This is a genomic window from Halalkalibacter krulwichiae (genome assembly GCF_002109385.1).
Classification (GTDB): Bacteria; Bacillota; Bacilli; order Bacillales; family Bacillaceae_D; genus Halalkalibacter; species Halalkalibacter krulwichiae.
The window spans coordinates 3,105,116-3,128,492 of record NZ_CP020814.1 but is presented as its reverse complement, the minus strand read 5'-3'; the positions used below and the strand labels follow the sequence as shown (position 1 = coordinate 3,128,492).

The 23,377-nt window shown below is 40.7% G+C and carries 23 protein-coding genes, 17 tRNA genes, 3 rRNA genes and 1 riboswitch; of the genes, 36 read left to right on the top strand and 7 right to left on the bottom strand.

Annotation, left to right across the window (positions count from 1 at the left end; all coding sequences use genetic code 11):
* Positions 1-73 precede the first annotated feature (73 nt).
* Together BkAM31D_RS15820 and hlpB are read left to right on the top strand one after the other, a co-directional pair.
* A complete protein-coding gene (locus tag BkAM31D_RS15820) occupies positions 74-265 on the top strand; it encodes a hypothetical protein (protein WP_066152706.1) in 192 nt (63 codons plus the stop codon).
* 27 nt (positions 266-292) lie between these two features.
* The gene (gene hlpB / locus BkAM31D_RS15815) at positions 293-601 is read left to right on the top strand and encodes an HNH nuclease-like protein HlpB (protein WP_276565214.1); all 309 of its coding nucleotides are present in this window, start codon (positions 293-295) and stop codon (positions 599-601) included.
* Here hlpB and mscL read toward each other — a convergent pair.
* Entirely contained in the window at positions 590-1,087 is a 498-nt protein-coding gene (mscL, locus tag BkAM31D_RS15810) for a large conductance mechanosensitive channel protein MscL (protein WP_084372145.1), read from the bottom strand. The genes hlpB and mscL overlap by 12 nt on opposite strands.
* A gap of 145 nt (positions 1,088-1,232) precedes the next feature.
* A tRNA-Gln gene (locus tag BkAM31D_RS15805) sits at positions 1,233-1,304 on the bottom strand.
* Between the two features lie 164 nt (positions 1,305-1,468).
* On the opposite strand from BkAM31D_RS15805, the gene comGA reads away from it, so the two are divergent.
* From comGA to BkAM31D_RS15695, 22 genes are all read left to right on the top strand, one after another.
* The gene (gene comGA / locus BkAM31D_RS15800) at positions 1,469-2,518 is read left to right on the top strand and encodes a competence type IV pilus ATPase ComGA (RefSeq protein WP_066152699.1); all 1,050 of its coding nucleotides are present in this window, start codon (positions 1,469-1,471) and stop codon (positions 2,516-2,518) included.
* Positions 2,505-3,089, top strand: a complete 585-nt coding sequence (locus BkAM31D_RS15795) for a type II secretion system F family protein (RefSeq protein ID WP_066152695.1) — start codon at positions 2,505-2,507, stop codon at positions 3,087-3,089. Before comGA ends, BkAM31D_RS15795 begins: the two co-directional genes overlap by 14 nt.
* Before the next feature lie 12 nt (positions 3,090-3,101).
* Positions 3,102-3,548 (top strand): type II secretion system F family protein, encoded by a 447-nt coding sequence (locus tag BkAM31D_RS15790; RefSeq protein ID WP_066152692.1) that lies wholly within the window; start codon positions 3,102-3,104, stop codon positions 3,546-3,548.
* 333 nt (positions 3,549-3,881) lie between these two features.
* Positions 3,882-5,437 (top strand): 16S ribosomal RNA (locus tag BkAM31D_RS15785).
* Between the two features lie 402 nt (positions 5,438-5,839).
* Positions 5,840-8,777 (top strand): 23S ribosomal RNA (locus BkAM31D_RS15780).
* Positions 8,778-8,878: 101 nt separating this feature from the next.
* Positions 8,879-8,994: ribosomal RNA gene (gene rrf / locus BkAM31D_RS15775) — 5S ribosomal RNA — on the top strand.
* The 16S, 23S and 5S rRNA genes sit together here with 16 tRNA genes alongside, the layout of an rRNA operon.
* Before the next feature lie 12 nt (positions 8,995-9,006).
* Positions 9,007-9,082, top strand: a tRNA-Ala gene (locus BkAM31D_RS15770).
* Positions 9,083-9,090: 8 nt separating this feature from the next.
* Positions 9,091-9,183: transfer RNA gene (locus BkAM31D_RS15765), tRNA-Ser, on the top strand.
* Positions 9,184-9,212: 29 nt separating this feature from the next.
* Positions 9,213-9,285 (top strand) — tRNA-Met (locus tag BkAM31D_RS15760).
* 9 nt (positions 9,286-9,294) lie between these two features.
* Positions 9,295-9,371, top strand: a tRNA-Asp gene (locus tag BkAM31D_RS15755).
* Positions 9,372-9,392: 21 nt separating this feature from the next.
* Positions 9,393-9,477: transfer RNA gene (locus BkAM31D_RS15750), tRNA-Tyr, on the top strand.
* Positions 9,478-9,483: 6 nt separating this feature from the next.
* Positions 9,484-9,556 (top strand) — tRNA-His (locus tag BkAM31D_RS15745).
* A gap of 11 nt (positions 9,557-9,567) precedes the next feature.
* Positions 9,568-9,642, top strand: a tRNA-Gln gene (locus BkAM31D_RS15740).
* A gap of 2 nt (positions 9,643-9,644) precedes the next feature.
* Positions 9,645-9,716 (top strand) — tRNA-Gly (locus BkAM31D_RS15735).
* 9 nt (positions 9,717-9,725) lie between these two features.
* A tRNA-Arg gene (locus BkAM31D_RS15730) sits at positions 9,726-9,802 on the top strand.
* An 11-nt stretch (positions 9,803-9,813) separates the two neighbouring features.
* Positions 9,814-9,887, top strand: a tRNA-Gly gene (locus tag BkAM31D_RS15725).
* Positions 9,888-9,895: 8 nt separating this feature from the next.
* A tRNA-Ile gene (locus BkAM31D_RS15720) sits at positions 9,896-9,972 on the top strand.
* A 3-nt stretch (positions 9,973-9,975) separates the two neighbouring features.
* Positions 9,976-10,050 (top strand) — tRNA-Asn (locus BkAM31D_RS15715).
* Between the two features lies 1 nt (position 10,051).
* Positions 10,052-10,142, top strand: a tRNA-Ser gene (locus BkAM31D_RS15710).
* Between the two features lie 15 nt (positions 10,143-10,157).
* A tRNA-Glu gene (locus BkAM31D_RS15705) sits at positions 10,158-10,232 on the top strand.
* A gap of 186 nt (positions 10,233-10,418) precedes the next feature.
* Positions 10,419-10,494 (top strand) — tRNA-Lys (locus BkAM31D_RS15700).
* 16 nt (positions 10,495-10,510) lie between these two features.
* Positions 10,511-10,592 (top strand) — tRNA-Leu (locus tag BkAM31D_RS15695).
* 20 nt (positions 10,593-10,612) lie between these two features.
* Here BkAM31D_RS15695 and yidD read toward each other — a convergent pair.
* Positions 10,613-10,864 (bottom strand): membrane protein insertion efficiency factor YidD, encoded by a 252-nt coding sequence (gene yidD / locus BkAM31D_RS15690; RefSeq protein ID WP_066160821.1) that lies wholly within the window; start codon positions 10,862-10,864, stop codon positions 10,613-10,615.
* Positions 10,865-11,014: 150 nt separating this feature from the next.
* Between yidD and comGC the strand changes: the two genes are divergently transcribed.
* The 8 genes from comGC (at position 11,015) to BkAM31D_RS15650 (ending at position 14,402) form a co-directional block, all read left to right on the top strand.
* The gene (gene comGC / locus BkAM31D_RS15685) at positions 11,015-11,323 is read left to right on the top strand and encodes a competence type IV pilus major pilin ComGC (RefSeq protein ID WP_066160818.1); all 309 of its coding nucleotides are present in this window, start codon (positions 11,015-11,017) and stop codon (positions 11,321-11,323) included.
* An 11-nt stretch (positions 11,324-11,334) separates the two neighbouring features.
* On the top strand, positions 11,335-11,787 hold the full coding sequence (locus BkAM31D_RS15680; protein ID WP_066160816.1) for a prepilin-type N-terminal cleavage/methylation domain-containing protein: 453 nt from the start codon (positions 11,335-11,337) through the stop codon (positions 11,785-11,787).
* Positions 11,774-12,082, top strand: a complete 309-nt coding sequence (locus BkAM31D_RS15675; protein ID WP_084372538.1) for a type II secretion system protein — start codon at positions 11,774-11,776, stop codon at positions 12,080-12,082. The genes BkAM31D_RS15680 and BkAM31D_RS15675 overlap by 14 nt, the downstream gene beginning before the upstream one ends.
* Complete coding sequence (locus BkAM31D_RS15670; protein WP_084372536.1) at positions 12,042-12,512, top strand: ComGF family competence protein; 471 nt, start codon at positions 12,042-12,044, stop codon at positions 12,510-12,512. The genes BkAM31D_RS15675 and BkAM31D_RS15670 overlap by 41 nt, the downstream gene beginning before the upstream one ends.
* Positions 12,509-12,892 carry a competence type IV pilus minor pilin ComGG gene (gene comGG, locus BkAM31D_RS15665; protein WP_066160807.1) on the top strand — a complete coding sequence of 128 codons (384 nt, stop codon included), beginning with the start codon at positions 12,509-12,511 and terminating at the stop codon, positions 12,890-12,892. Before BkAM31D_RS15670 ends, comGG begins: the two co-directional genes overlap by 4 nt.
* Positions 12,893-12,975: 83 nt before the next feature.
* Positions 12,976-13,170 carry a YqzE family protein gene (locus BkAM31D_RS15660; RefSeq protein ID WP_066160804.1) on the top strand — a complete coding sequence of 65 codons (195 nt, stop codon included), beginning with the start codon at positions 12,976-12,978 and terminating at the stop codon, positions 13,168-13,170.
* Between the two features lie 120 nt (positions 13,171-13,290).
* Positions 13,291-14,016 carry a helix-turn-helix transcriptional regulator gene (locus BkAM31D_RS15655; protein ID WP_235820574.1) on the top strand — a complete coding sequence of 242 codons (726 nt, stop codon included), beginning with the start codon at positions 13,291-13,293 and terminating at the stop codon, positions 14,014-14,016.
* Positions 14,017-14,156: 140 nt separating this feature from the next.
* Positions 14,157-14,402 (top strand): DUF2626 domain-containing protein, encoded by a 246-nt coding sequence (locus BkAM31D_RS15650; RefSeq protein ID WP_066160801.1) that lies wholly within the window; start codon positions 14,157-14,159, stop codon positions 14,400-14,402.
* Positions 14,403-14,692: 290 nt separating this feature from the next.
* Here the strand turns inward: BkAM31D_RS15650 and BkAM31D_RS15645 are convergent, their stop codons facing one another.
* Positions 14,693-15,328, bottom strand: coding sequence for an MBL fold metallo-hydrolase (locus BkAM31D_RS15645; protein ID WP_066160797.1), 636 nt, complete (start codon positions 15,326-15,328; stop codon positions 14,693-14,695).
* A gap of 222 nt (positions 15,329-15,550) precedes the next feature.
* Here BkAM31D_RS15645 and BkAM31D_RS15640 point away from each other — a divergent pair, with 222 nt between their 5' ends.
* Positions 15,551-15,739 carry a DUF2759 family protein gene (locus BkAM31D_RS15640; RefSeq protein ID WP_066160794.1) on the top strand — a complete coding sequence of 63 codons (189 nt, stop codon included), beginning with the start codon at positions 15,551-15,553 and terminating at the stop codon, positions 15,737-15,739.
* Between the two features lie 62 nt (positions 15,740-15,801).
* On the opposite strand, the gene BkAM31D_RS15635 is transcribed toward BkAM31D_RS15640, so the two are convergent.
* Together BkAM31D_RS15635 and BkAM31D_RS15630 are read right to left on the bottom strand one after the other, a co-directional pair.
* Complete coding sequence (locus BkAM31D_RS15635) at positions 15,802-16,596, bottom strand: YqhG family protein (protein ID WP_066160791.1); 795 nt, start codon at positions 16,594-16,596, stop codon at positions 15,802-15,804.
* Positions 16,574-18,259 (bottom strand): DEAD/DEAH box helicase, encoded by a 1,686-nt coding sequence (locus BkAM31D_RS15630; RefSeq protein WP_066160789.1) that lies wholly within the window; start codon positions 18,257-18,259, stop codon positions 16,574-16,576. Before BkAM31D_RS15630 ends, BkAM31D_RS15635 begins: the two co-directional genes overlap by 23 nt.
* A gap of 227 nt (positions 18,260-18,486) precedes the next feature.
* Positions 18,487-18,595: riboswitch (glycine riboswitch) on the top strand.
* Positions 18,596-18,755: 160 nt separating this feature from the next.
* Between BkAM31D_RS15630 and gcvT the strand changes: the two genes are divergently transcribed.
* The 3 genes from gcvT to gcvPB are packed head-to-tail and all read left to right on the top strand — an operon-like array spanning position 18,756 to position 22,668.
* Positions 18,756-19,853, top strand: coding sequence for a glycine cleavage system aminomethyltransferase GcvT (gene gcvT, locus BkAM31D_RS15625; RefSeq protein ID WP_066160786.1), 1,098 nt, complete (start codon positions 18,756-18,758; stop codon positions 19,851-19,853).
* Between the two features lie 11 nt (positions 19,854-19,864).
* Positions 19,865-21,208, top strand: a complete 1,344-nt coding sequence (gene gcvPA, locus BkAM31D_RS15620; protein WP_066160784.1) for an aminomethyl-transferring glycine dehydrogenase subunit GcvPA — start codon at positions 19,865-19,867, stop codon at positions 21,206-21,208.
* Positions 21,208-22,668, top strand: a complete 1,461-nt coding sequence (gene gcvPB, locus BkAM31D_RS15615; protein ID WP_157076933.1) for an aminomethyl-transferring glycine dehydrogenase subunit GcvPB — start codon at positions 21,208-21,210, stop codon at positions 22,666-22,668. Before gcvPA ends, gcvPB begins: the two co-directional genes overlap by 1 nt.
* 259 nt (positions 22,669-22,927) lie before the next feature.
* Here gcvPB and BkAM31D_RS15610 read toward each other — a convergent pair whose 3' ends face one another.
* Complete coding sequence (locus BkAM31D_RS15610) at positions 22,928-23,302, bottom strand: rhodanese-like domain-containing protein (RefSeq protein WP_066160780.1); 375 nt, start codon at positions 23,300-23,302, stop codon at positions 22,928-22,930.
* Positions 23,303-23,377 lie beyond the last annotated feature (75 nt).

The window sequence follows — 23,377 nt, the reverse complement described above, 5'->3', positions numbered from 1 at the left end:
GTCGCTCAAGTGTGTTACATTTCATATAAAAAAGAAAATGAATATATAAAATTGTGGAAGGAGCATTAAGGAAATGATCTCTTTTTTAATTTTAGGGTGTATCGTGACTTTTGGTTCTTTAGTGATTTTTCTTGTTGGGCTTATAGAACAAGGGAAGTTTTTATTTGCCCCTTTTATTGCGGCTGTTGTAGGCATTAATTTTATTCTAATTAGTATTGTTCAAGTAAGAAGAGAGCGGGAAGAAGATGGGGGCACGTCATCTTAACAATACAGAAAAGGGTTGATAGAAGGAATTATGAAGAACAAGAAGGGTCAATGTCAATTGTGTGAGCGTGAAGGAGTTGAGACGACGATTCATCATTTAACTCCGAGGGAAGAAGGGGGGAGTTTCTTACCAACAGCTAATCTTTGTATTCCTTGTCATAAACAAATACATGCCATTTACTCGAATAAGGAATTAGCTAATAGATTAATGACGTTAGAAAGGCTAAAAGATGATGAAGAGATAAAAAAGTTTCTAAAATGGATTAAGAAACAACCCCCAGAAGTATTAATAAAAACGAAGAAAGCAAAAAATCGTAAATCGAAGTTAAGAAGATGACTTTCGTTGTATTCGTACTCCGTAGTTCGGTTTAACTTGATTCCTTGTATCTTTTAATATAGAGGTACAATGTGGGCATCGAATGGCTTTGTATGCTATTGATTGACAACAATGAGGACACAGTTTTGATTTCATATTTGATAAAGGGTCTTCTTGAGGTCTGCGAATACGATTAACTTGTCGGACAAATAGAAAAAGAACAAAAGCAACAATGGAAAAATGAACGAGATGATTTAAGAATATCCCATAATTTAACATAGGAACACCAGCAGCTTCTGCCTCGGCAAAGGTTTCAAAGCGACGGTTAGATAAATTAAGATATCGATTTGAGAAATCGACTTGGCCGAAAATCAAACTAAAAGGTGGCATAATGATATCATCAACAAAAGATTCAACGATCTTTGCGAATGTCGTACCAATGATGACACCGATGCTCATATCAATTACATTGCCCCTTATTGCAAACTCTTTAAACTCACTAAGTATTTTCACCTTCTGTCACGTCCCTTATTGTGTTAGTTAGGAGCTTGTCATTCAGCTTTGTTGAATCTTATGCGCTATGGTTGGTGAATTATTCATAAAAAAAGCGGACGCTACAAAGTACTTTGTAGCGTCCGTTTTTATATCGATACTGGGCTAGCTGGATTCGAACCAACGCATGACGGAGTCAAAGTCCGTTGCCTTACCGCTTGGCTATAGCCCATCGTTAGATAGATTCCCCTAGAAACTGTGGCTTAAAAACTTTTTTTGAATGGGGATAACATGTTACTAATATTATGAGCAGATCAAAATAAAATATTCGCACATAAAGAGGTTTTTTTTATTGAATGTAGAAAGTAATTAACTAAGAAAGGGAGTGGTTCTTATATGTATGAGATAGAACAATATAGCAGGCATCTTTTGGATGAGGCTATTAATATGAAAGTGACTGATTTACATTTCATTCCTGAAGAAGAATTCTATTTGCTCGCATATCGTTTAAATGGTCGGATGGTTCATTGGAAAAGGCTAAATCTTCGATTAGCAGAGCGCCTCATTAGTCACCTCAAATATCGGTCAGGGATGGATATAGGAGAAAGACGTAAACCTCAAAGTACGTTGCTAATGCACTCAGTACAACATTCACCATACTCCCTAAGACTTTCAACTCTTCCAACCATACACAGCGAAAGTTTAGCCGTTCGAATACTTCCTTACTTTTCCACTCAAACAATCTCTTCTTTAAGTTTCTTTAACCACCATGTTAATACCTTCAAGAAAATCTGTTCCATTAATCAAGGTCTCTGTTTAATATCCGGTCCAACTGGTTCAGGCAAAACAACAACTTTATATACAATAGTTGAAGAGCTGATTCGTATTGGCGGTAAGTCTATAATTACAATTGAAGACCCAATAGAAAGAGTAATCCCTCATGCTGTGCAAGTGGAGGTCAACAATAAAGCGGGTTTATCTTTTGACTCTGTATTGAGTGCATGCTTGAGGCATGATCCTGATGTTATTTTAATTGGAGAAATTCGTGATGAGGAAACGGCAGCACTTGCGATTCGGGCTTCCTTAACTGGTCATGTTGTATTAGCAACTTTACATGCTCAAGACGGTTATACTGCATTATTAAGAATGATGGATTTGGGAGTTTCCCGCTTTGATTTGTTAGAATGTTGTAAGGTGGTTTTTTCACAAAGGGTAATAAATGTTCGTTGTCCATTGTGTAGGGAAGGGTGTCATCCTTTCTGCCAAGCCAGGAGGAAGATGTCTCGTTCAGCAATCTTTGAGATAGTAAATGGCGAGCAGCTTAAGGAGATGATTGAAAAAAGGAAATATAAAGGAAAAGGTTTTTTAAGTGAAATAAATAAGGCGTGGGCCTTAGGCTTTATTGAAGATACTGAGTGGCAGAGGTATGCTAATGAATTTGTTTAATAAGGATTCAAAAGGAAGTTATCAAGTCACGGCAAAGGCGTTTATTAGAATTGGAAGTCTTCTAGACCAAGGGTATCCGCTTGAGACTGCTTTATCTTTTATAAAATTACATGTTAAGCGAAAAACTAAGGAGCAACTTGAAGTGGCTCTTGAACAATTAAAGGAAGGACATTCTGTTCATGAATCATTTCAATCTTTTGAGATACCGTCAAGTATAAGGTTTTTCCTTTATTTTTATGAACAACAGGGGGACATAGCCCAGGGGTTTAACCAAGTCGGGCAATTATTATTAAATCGAGAAAAAGTAAAGAGTGAAGTGATGAAGTTACTACGTTACCCTCTAACTTTACTTAGTCTATGTGGGTTATTATTAATGCTTATGTTTCAATTTGTGTTCCCTCACTTCCACTCGTTTTTTTCTACTATGTCTAACTCTCCTCCATTATTCGTTTTACTACTTATGGAGTTCCTCTCGTATTTTCCCTATTTAATTTTGTTATTTGTTTTTAGTTGTTTTATTATTACTATTCTCATTGGATATAAAATGAAACATTGGAGTAGCTATGAGTGAGTTACATTATTGATGAAAGTTCCCTTATTAAAAAAATATGTTCAGATTACACTTTCCTACGTTTTTTCATTACAACTAGGTAAGTTGCTTTTGGCGGGAATGACCTTGCAGCAATCGTTGAAACATTTTGAAAATCAAGATTATCTTCCGTTTTTTCAACAGGAGTGCTTTTTAATTTCTATTCAATTGCAAAGAGGGCAACCGTTCTATGAAATACTAGAAGATAAAAGTTATTTTTGTAATGAACTAGCGGTGGTTGTTACTAATGGAGAGAAAACAGGTTATTTAGCTAAAGATTTAGAGCAATATAGTGATATTCTTTTACAAGAATTAGACGATTCTATTCAGAAGATTATCCGCCTTATACAGCCTACTTTATTTATACTAGTTGGTGGACTAGTATTTCTGTTATTTCTAGTAACTCTCGTTCCTGTTTTTCAAATGATTGGATCGATGTAGTTCATACAAAGGTAGACTTGCCTTGTGGGAAGTCTACCTTTGTATTTATTTTCATTTTTTTTTTTTTTTTTTTTTTAAAGTATTGATATATATAAAGATAATATGTTATATTATTATTCGTCGCCGATGAGGTGATGAAAAACAAAAAAACATTTGACACGGTAGTTGTTAAAATGTTATATTAGAAAAGTCGCTGTTGAGAGATGGTGTCGAGTTCTTTGAAAACTGAACAAAAGCCAAGCGAAAAGAGATACATGATATCTCGTCAAAGAAATTTACCCGACAGGGCAAATTTCACCTTGAATTTTTTATTGAGCTAATCAGCTTACCATTTTTATGGAGAGTTTGATCCTGGCTCAGGACGAACGCTGGCGGCGTGCCTAATACATGCAAGTCGAGCGGGCTGATTAAGAGCTTGCTCTTAATTCAGTTAGCGGCGGACGGGTGAGTAACACGTGGGCAACCTGCCCTGTAGACTGGGATAACATCGAGAAATCGGTGCTAATACCGGATAATATCTGAGACCTCATGCTCTTAGACTAAAAGATGGCTCCGGCTATCACTACAGGATGGGCCCGCGGCGCATTAGCTAGTTGGTAAGGTAATGGCTTACCAAGGCGACGATGCGTAGCCGACCTGAGAGGGTGATCGGCCACACTGGGACTGAGACACGGCCCAGACTCCTACGGGAGGCAGCAGTAGGGAATCTTCCGCAATGGACGAAAGTCTGACGGAGCAACGCCGCGTGAGTGATGAAGGATTTCGGTTCGTAAAGCTCTGTTGTTAGGGAAGAACAAGTATCGTTCGAATAGGGCGGTACCTTGACGGTACCTAACCAGAAAGCCACGGCTAACTACGTGCCAGCAGCCGCGGTAATACGTAGGTGGCAAGCGTTGTCCGGAATTATTGGGCGTAAAGCGCGCGCAGGCGGTCTTTTAAGTCTGATGTGAAAGCCCACGGCTCAACCGTGGAGGGTCATTGGAAACTGGGAGACTTGAGTACAGAAGAGGAGAGTGGAATTCCACGTGTAGCGGTGAAATGCGTAGATATGTGGAGGAACACCAGTGGCGAAGGCGACTCTCTGGTCTGTAACTGACGCTGAGGCGCGAAAGCGTGGGGAGCAAACAGGATTAGATACCCTGGTAGTCCACGCCGTAAACGATGAGTGCTAGGTGTTAGGGGTTTCGATGCCCTTAGTGCCGAAGTTAACACATTAAGCACTCCGCCTGGGGAGTACGACCGCAAGGTTGAAACTCAAAGGAATTGACGGGGGCCCGCACAAGCAGTGGAGCATGTGGTTTAATTCGAAGCAACGCGAAGAACCTTACCAGGTCTTGACATCCTTATGCCCTCCCTAGAGATAGGGATTTCCCTTCGGGGACATAAGTGACAGGTGGTGCATGGTTGTCGTCAGCTCGTGTCGTGAGATGTTGGGTTAAGTCCCGCAACGAGCGCAACCCTTGATCTTAGTTGCCAGCATTAAGTTGGGCACTCTAAGGTGACTGCCGGTGACAAACCGGAGGAAGGTGGGGATGACGTCAAATCATCATGCCCCTTATGACCTGGGCTACACACGTGCTACAATGGATGGTACAAAGAGCAGCGAAACCGCGAGGTCGAGCCAATCTCATAAAGCCATTCTCAGTTCGGATTGTAGGCTGCAACTCGCCTACATGAAGCCGGAATTGCTAGTAATCGCGGATCAGCATGCCGCGGTGAATACGTTCCCGGGCCTTGTACACACCGCCCGTCACACCACGAGAGTTTGTAACACCCGAAGTCGGTGGAGTAACCCTTTTGGGAGCTAGCCGCCTAAGGTGGGACAGATGATTGGGGTGAAGTCGTAACAAGGTAGCCGTATCGGAAGGTGCGGCTGGATCACCTCCTTTCTATGGAGTAATACTCTAGTCGACGAACAACTTCGGTTGTTTGACGCTTGTGCTTTGGTTCAGTTTTGAGAGAATTCACTCTCAATTTATATAGAAGAAACTGATTTGATATCAAATAGATCAGTGACTTTTGGTTCTTTGAAAACTAGATAATGCAAATAGAAACAATGTTAGTTTTATCGGTATCTTATTTATAAGAGAAGATCAAACGAGCATGTCAAGAATTCATGACATTTTCTCAAAAATGTCTTAAACGACTTTTTAAAAAGATCGTTTTTGGCAAAGAGCTTCGAGCAGTTCGAGGAAGCGAGTGGTCGAAAGAATGGAACGTACACCCGTACGTGACATGACTGAGATCCACGAAGCTGACGAAGAAATGCGAAGAAGATCTGCAGCCAAAATGGTTAAGTTAGAAAGGGCGCACGGTGGATGCCTTGGCACTAGGAGCCTAAGAAGGACGCGACGAACGGCGAAACGCCTCGGGGAGCTGTAAGTAAGCTTTGATCCGAGGATATCCGAATGGGGAACCCACCATCCGTAATGGGATGGTACCCATACCTGAATACATAGGGTATGAGGAGGCAGACCTGGGGAACTGAAACATCTAAGTACCCAGAGGAAGAGAAAGCAAATGCGATTTCCCAAGTAGCGGCGAGCGAAACGGAAACAGCCCAAACCAAGAGGCTTGCCTCTTGGGGTTGTAGGACGTCTCATACGGAGTTACAAAAGACGAACATAGGTGAAGCGATCTGGAAAGATCCGCGGTATAAGGTAACAGCCCTGTAGCCGAAATGTTCGTCTCTCCGAGACGTATCCTGAGTACGGCGGGACACGTGAAACCCCGTCGGAATCCGGGAGGACCATCTCCCAAGGCTAAATACTCCCTAGTGACCGATAGTGAACCAGTACCGTGAGGGAAAGGTGAAAAGCACCCCGGAAGGGGAGTGAAAGAGATCCTGAAACCGTGTGCCTACAACTAGTTGGAGCCCATTTACGGGTGACAGCGTGCCTTTTGTAGAATGAACCGGCGAGTTACGATCCCGTGCAAGGTTAAGCTGAATAGGCGGAGCCGCAGCGAAAGCGAGTCTGAATAGGGCGCATTAGTACGTGGTCGTAGACCCGAAACCGTGTGATCTACCCATGTCCAGGGTGAAGTTTAGGTAACACTGAATGGAGGCCCGAACCCACGCACGTTGAAAAGTGCGGGGATGAGGTGTGGGTAGGGGTGAAATGCCAATCGAACTCGGAAATAGCTGGTTCTCCCCGAAATAGCTTTAGGGCTAGCCTCGAGGGAAGAGTATTGGAGGTAGAGCACTGATTGGACTAGGGGTCCCCACAGGATTACCGAATTCAGTCAAACTCCGAATGCCAAATACTTATCCTCGGGAGTCAGACTGCGAGTGCTAAGATCCGTAGTCAAGAGGGAAACAGCCCAGACCATCAGCTAAGGTCCCAAAGTATACGTTAAGTGGAAAAGGATGTGGAGTTGCCCAGACAACCAGGATGTTGGCTTAGAAGCAGCCACCATTTAAAGAGTGCGTAATAGCTCACTGGTCGAGTGACTCTGCGCCGAAAATGTACCGGGGCTAAACGTATCACCGAAGCTATGGATTGACACCTTCTGGTGTCAGTGGTAGGGGAGCGTTCTAAGTGCAGCGAAGTCAGACCGAGAGGACTGGTGGAGCGCTTAGAAGTGAGAATGCCGGTATGAGTAGCGAGTGAGGGGTGAGAATCCCCTCCGTCGAAAGCCCAAGGTTTCCTGAGGAAGGCTCGTCCGCTCAGGGTCAGTCGGGACCTAAGCCGAGGCCGAAAGGCGTAGGCGATGGACAACAGGTTGAAATTCCTGTACCACCTCCTCACCGTTTGAGCAATGGGGGACGCAGAAAGGTAGGGTAAGCGCGCTGATGGATATGCGCGTCCAAGCAGTTAGGCTGGAAAGTAGGCAAATCCGCTTTCCATAAAGGCTGAGCTGTGATGGCGAGGGAAATATTAGTACCGAAGTTCCTGATCCTACACTGCCTAGAAAAGCCTCTAGCGAGGTGAGAGGTGCCCGTACCGCAAACCGACACAGGTAGGCGAGAAGAGAATTCTAAGACGCTCGGGAGAACTCTCGTTAAGGAACTCGGCAAAATGACCCCGTAACTTCGGGAGAAGGGGTGCTCTATTAGGGTGCAAGCCCGAGAGAGCCGCAGTGAAAAGATCCAAGCGACTGTTTAGCAAAAACACAGGTCTCTGCGAAGCCGCAAGGCGAAGTATAGGGGCTGACACCTGCCCGGTGCTGGAAGGTTAAGAGGAGGGGTTATCCCTTTGGGGAGAAGCTCTGAATTGAAGCCCCAGTAAACGGCGGCCGTAACTATAACGGTCCTAAGGTAGCGAAATTCCTTGTCGGGTAAGTTCCGACCCGCACGAATGGTGTAACGATTTGGATACTGTCTCAACGAGAGACCCGGTGAAATTATAGTACCTGTGAAGATGCAGGTTACCCGCGACAGGACGGAAAGACCCCATGGAGCTTTACTGTAGCTTGATATTGGATGTTGGTACAGTTTGTACAGGATAGGTAGGAGCCTTGGAAGCGTGAGCGCCAGCTTACGTGGAGGCGTCGGTGGGATACTACCCTGACTGTGCTGACATTCTAACCTCGAGCCGTGATCCGGTTCAGGGACAGTGTCAGGTGGGCAGTTTGACTGGGGCGGTCGCCTCCTAAACAGTAACGGAGGCGCCCAAAGGTTCCCTCAGAATGGTTGGAAATCATTCGTAGAGTGCAAAGGCAAAAGGGAGCTTGACTGCGAGACCTACAAGTCGAGCAGGGACGAAAGTCGGGCTTAGTGATCCGGTGGTTCCGCATGGAAGGGCCATCGCTCAACGGATAAAAGCTACCCTGGGGATAACAGGCTTATCTCCCCCAAGAGTCCACATCGACGGGGAGGTTTGGCACCTCGATGTCGGCTCATCGCATCCTGGGGCTGAAGTAGGTCCCAAGGGTTGGGCTGTTCGCCCATTAAAGCGGTACGCGAGCTGGGTTCAGAACGTCGTGAGACAGTTCGGTCCCTATCCGTCGCGGGCGTAGGAAATTTGAGAGGAGCTGTCCTTAGTACGAGAGGACCGGGATGGACACACCGCTGGTGTACCAGTTGTTCCGCCAGGAGCATAGCTGGGTAGCTACGTGTGGACGGGATAAGTGCTGAAAGCATCTAAGCATGAAGCCCCCCTCAAGATGAGATTTCCCATGGAGTTAATCCAGTAAGACCCCTTAGAGATGATGAGGTTGATAGGTCTGGTGTGGAAGCGTGGCGACACGTGGAGCTGACAGATACTAATCGGTCGAGGACTTATCCAATATATTCTTGAGTTTCTATTACGCATTATCTAGTTTTGAGAGAACCATTTCTCAAATGTGAACGAAGATACTCTAAGGAGAATCCGATGTTCAATAAATAGTCTGGTGGCGATAGCGAAGAGGCCACACCCGTTCCCATGCCGAACACGGTCGTTAAGCTCTTCTGCGCCGATGGTAGTTGGGGGCTTCCCCCTGTGAGAGTAGGACGTTGCCAGGCGAGTATTTAATTGGGGCCTTAGCTCAGCTGGGAGAGCGCCTGCCTTGCACGCAGGAGGTCAGCGGTTCGATCCCGCTAGGCTCCACCATATATTGCGGAGGAATACCCAAGTCCGGCTGAAGGGATCGGTCTTGAAAACCGACAGGCGGGTTAAACCGCGCGGGGGTTCGAATCCCTCTTCCTCCGCCATGAAAATTTATTTCATTACCATATAACGTCGCGGGGTGGAGCAGTCTGGTAGCTCGTCGGGCTCATAACCCGAAGGTCGGTGGTTCAAATCCGCCCCCGCAATACCAAAATGGTCCGGTAGTTCAGTTGGTTAGAATGCCTGCCTGTCACGCAGGAGGTCGCGGGTTCGAGTCCCGTCCGGACCGCCATTATAACATGTATTTATATGTGGAGGGGTAGCGAAGTGGCTAAACGCGGCGGACTGTAAATCCGCTCCCTCCGGGTTCGGCGGTTCGAATCCGTCCCCCTCCACCATTTATGGCGATTGTGGCGAAGTGGTTAACGCACCGGATTGTGGTTCCGGCATTCGTGGGTTCGATTCCCATCAGTCGCCCTTATTGATAATGGGCTATCGCCAAGCGGTAAGGCAACGGATTTTGATTCCGTCATGCGGAGGTTCGAATCCTCCTAGCCCAGCCAATGCGGAAGTAGTTCAGTGGTAGAACACCACCTTGCCAAGGTGGGGGTCGCGAGTTCGAATCTCGTCTTCCGCTTTTAATAATGCGCCCTTAGCTCAGCTGGATAGAGTGTTTGACTACGAATCAAAAGGTCGGGAGTTCGAATCTCTCAGGGCGCGCCATTTCATATAACGCGGGTGTAGTTTAGTGGTAAAACCTCAGCCTTCCAAGCTGATGTCGTGAGTTCGATTCTCATCACCCGCTCCAAAAAATTGGGGCCTATAGCTCAGCTGGTTAGAGCGCACGCCTGATAAGCGTGAGGTCGGTGGTTCGAGTCCACTTAGGCCCACCATATTCCACAGTAGCTCAGTGGTAGAGCAATCGGCTGTTAACCGATCGGTCGTAGGTTCGAGTCCTACCTGTGGAGCCAAGGAGAAGTACTCAAGTGGCTGAAGAGGCGCCCCTGCTAAGGGTGTAGGTCGTTTACGCGGCGCGAGGGTTCAAATCCCTCCTTCTCCGCCATGGACAAGTTGTATTGGCCCGTTGGTCAAGCGGTTAAGACACCGCCCTTTCACGGCGGTAACACGGGTTCGAATCCCGTACGGGTCACCATTTAGAAATATTTCATCGTATAATCTACGAGCCATTAGCTCAGTTACGAGCGTTACATCTTGAAATACTTCGAGTTGTTCCGACACAGCAGGCTGCGAAGCCAAGCTAGAAGAGGAAGGAACAGGAGAGACGACAGAGCGTAACATCGTCCGTAAGATACATGAAATACTTCATCGTATAATCTACGAGCCATTAGCTCAGTTGGTAGAGCATCTGACTTTTAATCAGAGGGTCGAAGGTTCGAGTCCTTCATGGCTCACCATTTTAATATTATATTTGCGGGTGTGGCGGAATTGGCAGACGCGCTAGACTTAGGATCTAGTGTCTTATGACGTGGGGGTTCGACTCCCTTCACCCGCATTTATACAAAAAAGACCATATTAACGTATGGTCTTTTTTGTATTTATTGATTTTTGTTCTTTTTCAGGCACGAAATCAATTCCTCCTGGGTGAAACGGGTGACATTTTAAAATTCTTTTTATTGTTAACCAACTTCCCTTCCAAGCTCCAAATCTTTGAATTGCTTCTAAACCATAATGTGAACAGGTCGGATAAAAACGGCAAGTTGGAGGCTTTAAAGGTGAAATTAGTTTTTGATAAAATTTAATTACTAATAAAAATATCCTTTTCATGTTAAACAACCTTTCAAAAAAAAAATCAAAAAAAAGCAGGAAAAGAAACAACCTTGTCTAATTATAACAAATATCGACAATGAAAGGAGGATAATCGGTTTCCTTTACCCCAACCACTCCCCGCAATAAAAACTCCTGAGGTGATGAAAAATGAAAATTGTAAGAAAGCAAGACGGTTTTACTCTAATTGAAATGCTAATTGTGCTAATGATTATCTCTGTTTTACTTTTAATTGTCGTTCCTAATATGAGTAAGAATAATGATGTAGCAAACGATAAGGGCTGTGAAGCAACAGTCAAGTTAATACAAGCACAAGTACATGCATATAAATTAGAAAATACGTCCTTTCCCCAGAATTTAGATGTATTAGAATCTGAAAAGTATGTTGAAAAAATAACATGTCCAAATGGAGCAGATGTTGGCTACGATGCTTCAACTGGAATTGTTTCTACCCCTTAAGTCTAGGAATAATGAGTAAATTAAATTCTTCTGGATACACGTTAATCGAGCTTCTATTAACTCTTTCTCTCCTTTCTATCCTTATTAGTCTTCCACTGATCTCTCTTCCAAAACTCAATGAACCAACTCAATATGAAGCTGATCTTATTGCGAAACAAATACACGAACAATTTTTAGCGGCACAACAAGTAGCTATGAGTACAGGTAAGCGTATTTATATTCGTACTGATAACGATCGAAAACTCTTTCTCATTCGCTACCATGCACTTGAAGACTATATGGTTATTCCATATCAATTTGATAACATGTACTTTGAAACCATTACCCTATTTCCAAACGACGTTTCTTACTTAGCAAATGGTCATCCGAGTAGGTCAGGCAGTTTCTTCCTTGTAATTGGGCAATATCGCTATCGTTTTACTATCTATTTAGGGAAAGGAATGATTTCATATAAGCGATTGTAGAGGATTCACATTATTAGAAGTGATAGCTGCATTAAGCATTCTAATCATCTTTTGTGCATTTGTAGTTCCATTACTATCAATTGTATATAAAGAGCGTATGTCTATAAGAGAACAGCTTTTAGCCATGCAGGAGCTAGAGGCATCAATTCATCATTTTATTAATGATGAATATGAAGATTTTAGGAATACAAATATTACTGTTGAAGAAGTAAAAGAACATGTATTCAAACATTGTATGAACTGGACAGGGACAAATGGAAGAGCGTATGAACAATGCTTTCTCTCGAGTCGATGAGCATGGATTTACATTGTTTGAAGTTCTCTTATCCCTATCGTTGTTAGTCCTTTTGTTATCTTTTTATCCGATTATATTTCAAACGGCAAAAGGTGGCTTTTTTACAAAAGAAACAACTACTCAACAAGTGACAATGTTCTTTAATCATGTTGCAAAAGAGACAAGGGAAGCTTCAAGTGTAACAGCTGGAAAAGATTACTTATTATTAAACAAGATTGATCAAAAAGATATTGAAATAAGTTTGACTTCAAATGGACATGTACGAAGACAAAGTGATGGAGAAGGATATGTATTGTTGCTTGAATCAGTCAAATCCTTTATTTGTGCAAACGATAATAAAGTCGTAACTTGTTCACTAGTACTAGAAGGTGGAGAGCAATATCAAAAGACAATGCTGATTCCTTTTCGCCATGAGGAGAAACAAGAATGAATGAAGGTGGCTATTTCTACCCGGTTACATTATTTATTTGCCTTTTAGTTCTTCATGTTTTGTTATTGCAGTTACAACTTTATAATGTTGAAAAGAATTTTGCATATGAACAGGAGAGAGTCATACAAATTGAATCGTTGCTTCAAACTGGAATAGCAGAATTTACAATGCAAGAATATGAATTGAATCCCAATAATTCTGTTTCTTTCGAGTATGCGACTGGAAGTGTTTTGTTCTCATTAAGAAACTCTAATGGTGAAGAAAGTGATATACAAGTTAAAGTAACATTAAATACAGGGCATGAAAGACTTGCCGGTTTCAAGTACGATCGAGAAAGAAAGAGGATTACTAATTATTGGGAAAGTGTTAATTCGGGTTAATTTTTAGGTAGACCGTTTTACTATTGTGTAAAACATGAATCCTCTGGGAATAATACAAATGAGAAGTTTACAGAGGTGATCGCATGTCGTCGTTTAATGATTATGTTAAGTTTCTAACTCAGCAAGCAGTTATAAGAATGGATCAACCAAAAGAGGAAAGAAAAAGCAAAAGAGAGGAAAGAAGAGCTGAAAAGCAATCGTTTCCAACACAAGCGTTCGGAATTATTCCAATGGGGCTCTCGCTATTTTGGAAAAGTCGAAAAAGCAATAAAAAATGAAGAAGTGTCGTATGACATCTTCTTCATTTTTTCATTGTCAAATTTTGTAGAAATTTTTATTTCTTTGTTTGGACAACTATACTATAATGAGGAGAAGAGGGTAGTGTAGGAGTGAATTAAATGGACCAAATGGACCAAGATCAAAATACTTTGAAAATCACAAATGTGTTATCCGATCCAACACGATTTTCAATTTATCAATATGTTTCTAAACACCATAAGAATGTTACCGTACAAGAAATTGCTGAACAATTTAATATCCATCCGAATGTTGCACGGCTGCATCTTACAAAACTAGAAGATGTTCGGATGATTGTTTCTGAAACACAAAAAACGGGAAAGGGAGGAAGACCTAGTCGGTTTTATGCCCTTTCTAACGAAGTAATTCAACTTCAATTTCCTTTTAGAGACTATCAGCGTTTAGCTAAAATGTCTATAGAAGCTTTAGCTGAATTTGGGGATATCGGCACTGACGCAATTAAGAAAATAGGGTATAAATATGGAAGACAGAGTGCTGAGCAGTATGTTCAACAATTCCAATTTGATGTATCAAAAGCTACTATTCAGGAAAAGGTTAAGATGATTGAGCAAGTAGCAATTAACCAAGGATTAAATCCAGAGATAGTATATAATGAAGAGATGGAACAAATTGAATTTAGTGTTTATAATTGTACATTTAAGGAATTGATGAATGATTATTCTATGTCATTATGTTCAATGCACCATGAGTTATTTAAAGGAATCTTTTCACTGTTTCTTGGAGAACATATTCTAAGAGAGGATACTAAATTAACAGATCCTCAATCAAGGGCTTGTTCTTATACTGTAATTAAAATTAATTCTTAGAGAGTCACACTTTCGCCACTATGAAGGCATTTACAAATAAAGATACAGTCGATATAATAAGTCTGTACTCTATCATTTGATATCCTAAGCAAATAATGCCGTAGTAGGCAATAATTTGTGCATGAAGGAGGGGAACCCAAATGGATCGTATGTTTCGTGTTTTAGCCTTTTGGACAGGGATTTTCGCTGTTCTATTCTTTGTAGGGGATATGTTTAACGTAGCGTTGCTATTCTTCGCACAAACAGGTGCACTATTAGCATTAAGCTATTTAAACTTATCTGAACGTGTATATATTTATATTTTTGGCGCCTATTTAACGATTTTCTTCGTTGGCTTCACGTATTATTCTACATTCTTATTAGTACCAAGCTTTGGTGGACATTAATATCTGGTACATATACACGATCGAAATTGTGAAAGAAAGCCGCTCCTTATTTTAGGTGCGGCTTTCTTTCGTATCTACGCTAACAATAATAGAGAATATAAAGAGACCTCCAATTGCTTGAAGGTCACATGGGGAGTAAATCGTATTGATGTATGAACATTGAGGGGAGGGGGACTCCCAATCAAAGACTCATCAATCTAACTCTATTTTATAAATAGTTTAACACTGTGTCAATGGTAATAACCTTTTTTATCCATCAGTCTAGCTGTTAACTGATGGAAGAGGTTTGACTAAAATCCTGATAAAAAAGGGTTGCTATCCATTTCGTTTCCGATAGTGGTTGTTGGTCCATGACCGCAAGCAACAATTGTATCCTCTGGCAATTCCAGAAGCTTCTGGTGGATGCTCTTGAGTAATAAATCATGGTTTCCTCCAGGTAAGTCAGTCCGACCAATACTTTGAGCAAATAATGCATCACCTGAGAAGACGATTGAGTGTTCTAACAAATAATATGATACGCTCCCAGGTGAGTGGCCAGGGGTTTCCAATGACTGTAGCTTAAAAGGGCCAATTTCCAATGTCTGTTCGTTTTCGATAATTGTTTCAGCCGGTCTTGCTGAGATCGTTTCTGCACCGAAGAAACGGGATGAACCATTTTTTGACGGATCTGCAAGCCAATCTTGTTCATTTTTATGTATGTAGACTGGACAATTAAAAGCTTCTCGTACATCATCTACTGCACCAATATGATCGAAGTGTGCGTGTGTTAAAAGAACGGCTAATACATTTAATTTTTGCTCGTTTAGCCACTTTACGAGCGCCTCACCTTCACTGCCAGGATCAATTACAAGGGCTTGCTTTTCTTCATTTTCGATAACATATGCGTTTGTTTGAAGTGGTCCTAATGGGAGTTGAGTCCATTTCAAGATGTTTCCCTCCTAAAAATAAAAGATAGTTCTATCATACATTAAGAGAATCGACTCGACAAATAGTTAAAAAAGGAGTAAAATAAGACCAAAAAGACCAACCTAATTAGTAAGTTCATTGTGCTAGCTTTGTCAAAATTTATAGCTGACAACGTTATCATATAGCTTTATAATAGGACTAGTTAATCGGGTCTCAAGTTTCTACATAAGGAGGTAGTCAATATGATCTTATCTATTATCCTTTTAATTGTTGCACTTTTAAGTGCTGTTGCGATCGTTCGTGAAATTAAAAGAAAGAATTTCTTTGCAGTCGGCTTTGCAGGCCTTTCATTCGTAGTGTTTGGTTGGTTTTCTATTGCGACAATCATCTCAATCATTACAACTGGTGGAGGAGCTCCAGTAGCTCATTAATCTTTAAGAAAGACGAACTACTTTTATGTAGTTCGTCTTTCTTTATACACAATCAGGAAAACTTAGAAAACTTTTTGTTGAAGGTAGAACATACCACCGTTTACGATCGAAACATGGATATTGGGTTCATATTGTTCTTTTAAAGCTTGTTTCTCAACAAAATAACTTTCAGGTTTATCTTCTTGGTCTTCATAAAACTTTTCCAATAGTTCAAGGTCAGTCGTCCATCTAGTAAATGCCTCTTTAGCCCAAATATCATCTTCATTCTCAGCATAAGTCTGAACCATTTTTTGAAGCCTTATTAACCCACTTTGAACTTTAATTAACGGAGATAGCTTAAAGCAGTAGTCTGGAATATTTGGTGTTAGCTTTTTCATTCGGATTCGTTCGAAAAACTGTGGGACGATTTGTCCATGAATCAAGTTAAGGCCTAATGATAGTAAAACATCTTTTTTCCTATCGCATTGAAATGAGACTTTTGTATTCACACAGAGCCATGGTTGTAATGGTATCGATTTATTTCCAGATGCCTCGACCTGTTCGAAAAGTCGAATAAACCCTCCAAGTTCTTTTGTTGAAGCGAATAGTTGACGTAGTCTTGGTGAACCAAAGTGAATATGTTCTCCTCGAATATCTTCTGAGGCTTGAGTTTGTTCAGTAATGAAAGTGACTTGCATTGGACGGGGATCGCCTCCCGTCTTCTCTAGATAGTGCCAGTAAAAAGGACGGTTCATTAATAATTTGTCTAGTTCGATTGACAGTTGGACCTGTAAATAGCCTGATTTATTTTCTAAAATAGGGCTATCATTTGCTTCAAAATAACGTTCGAGAAATTTATGAACTTGATGCTGTTGCATCGATCTGATCCTCCTCTTTTAAATTTGCTGCTTCTGCTGCTGCTTCATTCATAATAGCTGCTAAATGATCAAATTTGATTCTCATTTCGCCTTCTGTATCTGAGTGTAGCAAAATATCTTGTACATGATCTTCAACAGCAGGTAAATCAATCTTTGTCAGGATATCATCAAGTTCTCCGATAACGGATTCGAACAGATGAATTTTTTCATACAATAACTTCAAAATATGTTGTTCCACTGTATCTGTCACAGCAAAATTATAAATACGAACATCTTCTTTTTGTCCCAATCGATGGATTCGACCAATTCGTTGTTCAATCCTCATTGGATTCCAAGGTAAATCATAATTAATAATATGGCTACAGAATTGAAGGTTAATCCCTTCACCTCCAGCCTCTGTCGCGATAAGTACTTGAGCGTTATTTTGAAAAAGCTGACGCATCCAATCCTTTTTCCCCCTTTTAAACCCACCTCGAAAAGGTACGGAAGAAATACCATTTTGCTTAAGGTACCATTGTAAATAAAGTTGTGTAGCTCGATATTCTGTAAATATAATAACTTTATCATTAATTTTTTGGATAAGTTCAAGTGCCTTTTCGGCCTTAGCATGTCCGGCAACTTCACCAATCTTATTTAATAGTCGCTCTGCTTCTGGTAATGCACGGCCTTCTTTGTGGGCTCGTTCAATCATATTTTTTAATGTCATAAAGGCGGCTTCTCTACTGCTGCAGAGCTCTCTTTTTAGTGTTAGTAAAGCAAAGTGGCTAGAGCTACCTCTTAATTGCTCAATTTCTGAGTAAAAAGCCCGTTCCGATTCACTAAATTCAATTTGAACCGTTTCAACAATTCTTTTCGTCCACTCAATTCCTGTTTCTTCGCGTCGATTTCGAACCATTACTTTATTTACTAGTTCTTTTAGTTTTTCTTCGTTTTTCGGTGATCGTTTATTTGAGCGATACTCTTGCTCAAAAGATGTAATATCACCAAGGTGTCCCGGTTTTAAAAGCGACACTAGATTGAAAATTTCTTCTAATTTATTTTGTACAGGTGTAGCTGTTAGTAGAAGGCAAAACTTCTTTTTTAAATGTTTAATGAACTCATAGTTTTTTGTTTTCGGGTTTTTTAGTTTATGAGCTTCGTCTATTATTACGAGATCGTATGGTTGTTCAAGGACAATATCACGATGGGGTTGTCTTTTTGCTGTATCAATTGACGCAACAACAACATCGCATTGCTCCCAGACATATGATTTTCGTTGAGCAACAGCAGGGATGTGAAATTTAGTGTTTAGTTCAATCGCCCACTGAGAGACAAGTGAAGCTGGTACAAGAATTAAAACCTTTTTAACTAGACCGCGTATCATATATTCCTTCAGAATTAAACCAGCTTCGATCGTTTTTCCAAGACCAACCTCATCTGCCAAAATTGCTTTACCATTCATTTGTTCAATTACCGTATTTGCCACTTCAATTTGATGAGGGAAAGGCTGTAACTGGGGGAGGTGTTTTGGTGCTAGTAAACCATGAAACTCAGGTATAATCTGATGTTCTTCTGCCTCATAAGCTAACTTAAATAATTCCCAATTAGCCCAAGGTCCATCTTGCTCTAACCGTTCTAAAAAGTTGTCTGCCCAGCTCTGGTCAAAATGAATATCTATTTTCATGTTCTATCATCCTTTCGAACAAAAATCGACTGATATCCGAATGAAAACGATGGAAATCCATTAAAACTTCTGAATTTACAAATAAATAGTTGCTTCTATTCGTACATCTTGGTAGGATATTTATATAAATCCGAATTTTAATTAGATTTACAAAAGAATTACTAGTAGTATGTACCGAATATCAATATTTCATGAGTATAATTATGAAACAATTGAATAACTTGCGGATGAGAATAAGGGGAGAGATTGCAGATTATTAGCAACGCCGAAGGAGCAAGTACCCGATAATGTGTTTATCGATACGAATCTCTCAGGCAAAAAGACTCTTATTTGACGCAGCTCTGGAGAGTGCTCGAGACGAGCCACCTACGAAGACACTATATTCTTTGAATTGCGAATATAGGAAACTTTCTGGTTTCAGGACAGAGTTATACACGCCTAGGTGTATAACTCTGTCTTTTTTTGTTTTTTTAAACGCCAATAAGGGGGGTTCATAATGACTGAATTAAAGCGTACACCATTATTTACTATGTACAAAGAGCATGGGGCAAAGACAATTGATTTTGGTGGTTGGGATTTGCCTGTTCAATTTTCAAGTATTAAAGACGAACATGAGGCTGTTAGAACGAAAGCCGGTTTATTTGATGTTTCCCATATGGGAGAGGTTGAGGTAAAGGGTGAAGGAGCTCTTGATTTTTTACAAAAACTCATGACGAATGATGTTTCCAAAATTGTTGATGGTCAAGCGCAGTATACTGCAATGTGTTACGAAAACGGTGGGACTGTGGACGATTTGCTTATCTATCGGAAATCAAAAGAGAACTTTTTACTTGTCATTAATGCTTCCAATATTGAGAAAGACATGAAGTGGATGACACAACATTTGACTGAAAAAGTGACAATTGAAAACATTTCAGACCATACTGCTCAATTGGCCATTCAAGGTCCAGCTGCCGAATCAATCTTACAGAAGTCAACATCTTTTGATTTATCGACAATACGATTCTTTCGTTTTGCTGATCAAGTTGACATTGAGGGGATGAAAGCTCTAGTATCACGAACGGGTTATACCGGTGAAGATGGTTTTGAGTTGTATTGTGCAGCTGAAGACGCACCAAATCTTTGGAAGTTGCTTCTTGATAAGGGGAAAGCAGATGGATTAATCCCTTGTGGGTTGGGGGCACGTGATACTTTGCGATTTGAAGCGCGTTTACCTTTATATGGTCAAGAACTTACAGAAGAGATTTCTCCATTAGAGGCAGGGATCGGCTTTGCAGTGAAAGTGAACAAAGAAGCGGATTTTATTGGAAAAGAAGCTTTGAAAAAGCAAAAAGAAGATGGATTGAAAAGAAAGTTAGTAGGCATTGAAATGATTGAAAAAGGTATCCCTCGTACTGGCTATGATGTCTTTGCAAAAGACGAGTTAATTGGTTTTGTTACGAGTGGAACCCAGTCGCCAACTTTAAAGAAGAATGTTGGTTTGGCTGTCATTGATCTTGAGTATTCAACGATGGATGTAGAAGTTGAAGTTCAAATACGAAAAAAGAAATTAAAAGCAAAAGTTGTACCAACCCCTTTTTATAAAAAGTCGTAGGAGGAACGCTTATGAATCACCGTTATTTACCAATGACAGAGACTGATCAAGCAGAAATGCTAAAAACGATTGGTGTCGAATCCATAGAGGAACTTTTTTCAGACATTCCGAAAGAGATCAGGTTTAAAGGAAATCTAAATATTAAAGAGGCATTAAAAGAACCAGAGCTAGTCTCTTATTTTCAAGGTTTAGCAAATAAAAATGTTTCAATTAAACAAAAACCTTCCTTTTTAGGGGCGGGCGTTTATGAACATTACATTCCATCAATTGTTGATCATGTCATTTCTCGATCTGAGTTTTATACGGCTTATACACCATATCAGCCAGAAATTTCACAAGGTGAACTACAGGCTATTTTTGAATTTCAGACAATGATTTGTGAATTAACAGGAATGGATTTAGCGAATTCTTCGATGTATGATGGCCCAACAGCATTAGCTGAGGCAGCGATGTTGAGTGCCGGACAAACAAAGAAGAAGACAATCTTAGTATCAAAGGCTGTGCATCCAGAAGCTCGAGCTGTTCTACAAACGAATGCAACAGGTCAACGTTTAAATGTTATTGAAATTGATACGAAGAACGGGGTAACCGATCTTGAGAAACTAAAGCAAGTATATGGTGATGATACGGCTTGTGTTGTCGTACAATATCCAAACTTCTTTGGTAATTTAGAACCGTTAGCTGAGCTAGAAGAACTCACACATAGTGGAAAAGCAATGTTCGTTGTATCAAGTAATCCACTTTCACTTGGATTATTAAAGCCGCCGGGGCAATTCGGGGCCGATATTGTTGTCGGAGATGCTCAGCCATTTGGAATCTCAACTCAATTTGGCGGACCCCACTGCGGCTATTTTGCGACAACGAAAAAGTTAATGCGAAAAGTACCTGGAAGGTTAGTTGGGCAAACAACAGATGAACATGGTCAAAGAGGATTTGTTTTAACGTTGCAAGCACGTGAACAACACATTAGAAGAGAAAAAGCGACATCAAATATTTGTTCTAACCAAGCATTAAATGCTTTAGCAGCATCTGTAGCAATGACAGCTATCGGAAAAAAAGGCGTAAAAGAAATGGCTTATCAAAATGTTCAAAAGGCTGCTTATTTAAAGCGACAACTGAAGGAACACGGAGTAGAAATAGTACATGAACAACCAACATTTAATGAATTTGTTGTTTTAGTCAATAAGCCTGTGGCTGATGTGAATGCACAATTATTTGAAAAAGGTTTTATCGGAGGCTATGATCTTGGTCGCGATTGTGAGGAGTTAGAAGGTCAGATGCTTATAGCGGTTACAGAAGTACGTACAAAAGAAGAACTTGATTGCTTTGCAAAAGAATTGGGGGCTTTAGTATGATAACAACAAAGGACCAACCATTAATTTTTGAACGTAGTAAGCCAGGCCGCGTTGGCCATAGCCTGCCTACATTAGATATTGCGGAACAATGCTTAGAGGATTTATTACCAACTGAATTTATACGTGAAGAAGAGCCAGGCCTTCCGGAAGTTTCTGAGCTTGATATTATGCGTCATTATACAGCTCTTTCAAAGAGAAATCACGGAGTGGACTCAGGATTTTATCCACTTGGTTCTTGTACGATGAAATATAACCCGAAGATTAATGAGAATGTGGCTCGATTTGAAGGACTTGCTCACATCCACCCATATCAGCCAGCTGAACAAGTGCAGGGGTCTTTGGAATTATTGTATGAACTTCAATCTTCTTTAGCAGAGATTACAGGAATGGACGAAGTGACACTACAACCAGCAGCTGGAGCTCATGGTGAGTGGACTGGTCTTATGATGATTCGTGCATTTCATGAAGCCAATGGAGATTTTCAACGTACGAAAGTGATTGTACCTGATTCAGCTCATGGTACAAATCCTGCTTCTGCAACTGTTGCCGGTTTTGAATCGATAACAGTACGTACAGATGAAAATGGTCTTGTCGATCTTGATCATTTAAGAGAAGTTGTTGGAGAAGATACGGCTGCTTTAATGTTAACAAACCCTAATACGCTTGGATTATTTGAGACATATATCGTTGAAATGGCGAAAATTATCCACGAGGCGGGAGGGAAACTATATTACGACGGAGCAAATTCAAATGCAATTTTAGGGATTGCTAGACCAGGAGATATGGGATTTGACGTAGTCCATTTAAATCTCCATAAAACATTCACAGGTCCACACGGTGGTGGCGGTCCTGGATCAGGTCCTGTTGGAGTGAAAAAAGACCTCATTTCATTTTTGCCTAAGCCTCTTATTGTAAAAAGAAATGATCGTTTTGAATTCGATTATGATCGTCCACAGTCGATCGGTCGAGTTAAACCATATTACGGAAATTACGGAATAAACGTGCGTGCTTATACGTATATTCGGACAATGGGACCAGACGGGTTACGGAAAGTTTCTGAATTTGCTGTATTAAATGCTAATTATATGATGCGTAGATTAGAGCCTTATTTTGACTTGCCATATAGCCAACATTGCAAACATGAATTTGTATTATCGGGACGTCGTCAGAAGAAATTAGGCGTTCGGACGTTAGATATTGCCAAGAGACTATTAGACTTTGGTTATCATCCACCGACCATTTATTTCCCTTTAAATGTAGAAGAATGCATGATGATTGAACCAACGGAGACAGAATCGAAAGAAACTTTAGATGAGTTTATTGAAGCAATGATTCAAATTGCACATGAAACCGAAGAGAATCCTGAAATTGTTCAAGAAGCTCCACATCATACAGTGATCTCTCGACTTGATGAAACAACTGCTGCTAGAAAACCGATCTTAAAATATGAAAAAGCATAAGCAGCATGCTTATGCTAGTAAGAAGACTCTGAGAGCTGGAGTCTTCTTTTAATATTGAACCTTTTCTAATAGGGTGTTAATTCAATATACTTCACGAAAAGAAATTAGAAAAGAAGCTGGGACAAAAGAGTTTTTAATGTGAAATCTGAACTCAATGACCATCTTCGCTCCGGAAATAGTTCCGCTAATGTTGTCATGGTTCGTATTTTCACTAAAACACATTAGTTATGTCTCAGCTTCTTTTAGTTTATCTCAAAATTTATTTCTTTTTAATTTTCCCTGACCATTTTTTAAATCCACCTTGAAGATGTGAAAGGTCTTCAACTCCACGTTTCTTTTTAAGGAATTGAGCAGCTTGTCTACTACGAGCGCCAGATTGACAATATAAGTAAACCGGCTGATCATTGCGAACTTCATTCATTCGTTGGCGTAGCTGAGACATTGGGATATTACGAGCGCCTAGAATGTGACCACCATCATACTCTCTTGGTTCTCGTACATCAATTAATTGTGCTTTTCGATAACCTTTAATAAAGTCTTCTTGAGATAATGTTTTTAAATATTTCGGGGTATAAAAGCGCTTAAAAAGTGTATACGCGATAAACCCAAGAAGAATAAGCCATAAATATACCATAAGTTAATTTCTACACTCCTTTACATTCTTCCATCAGTTAATATTATATCCGCCAAAAGGGAATTGCGCAATCAT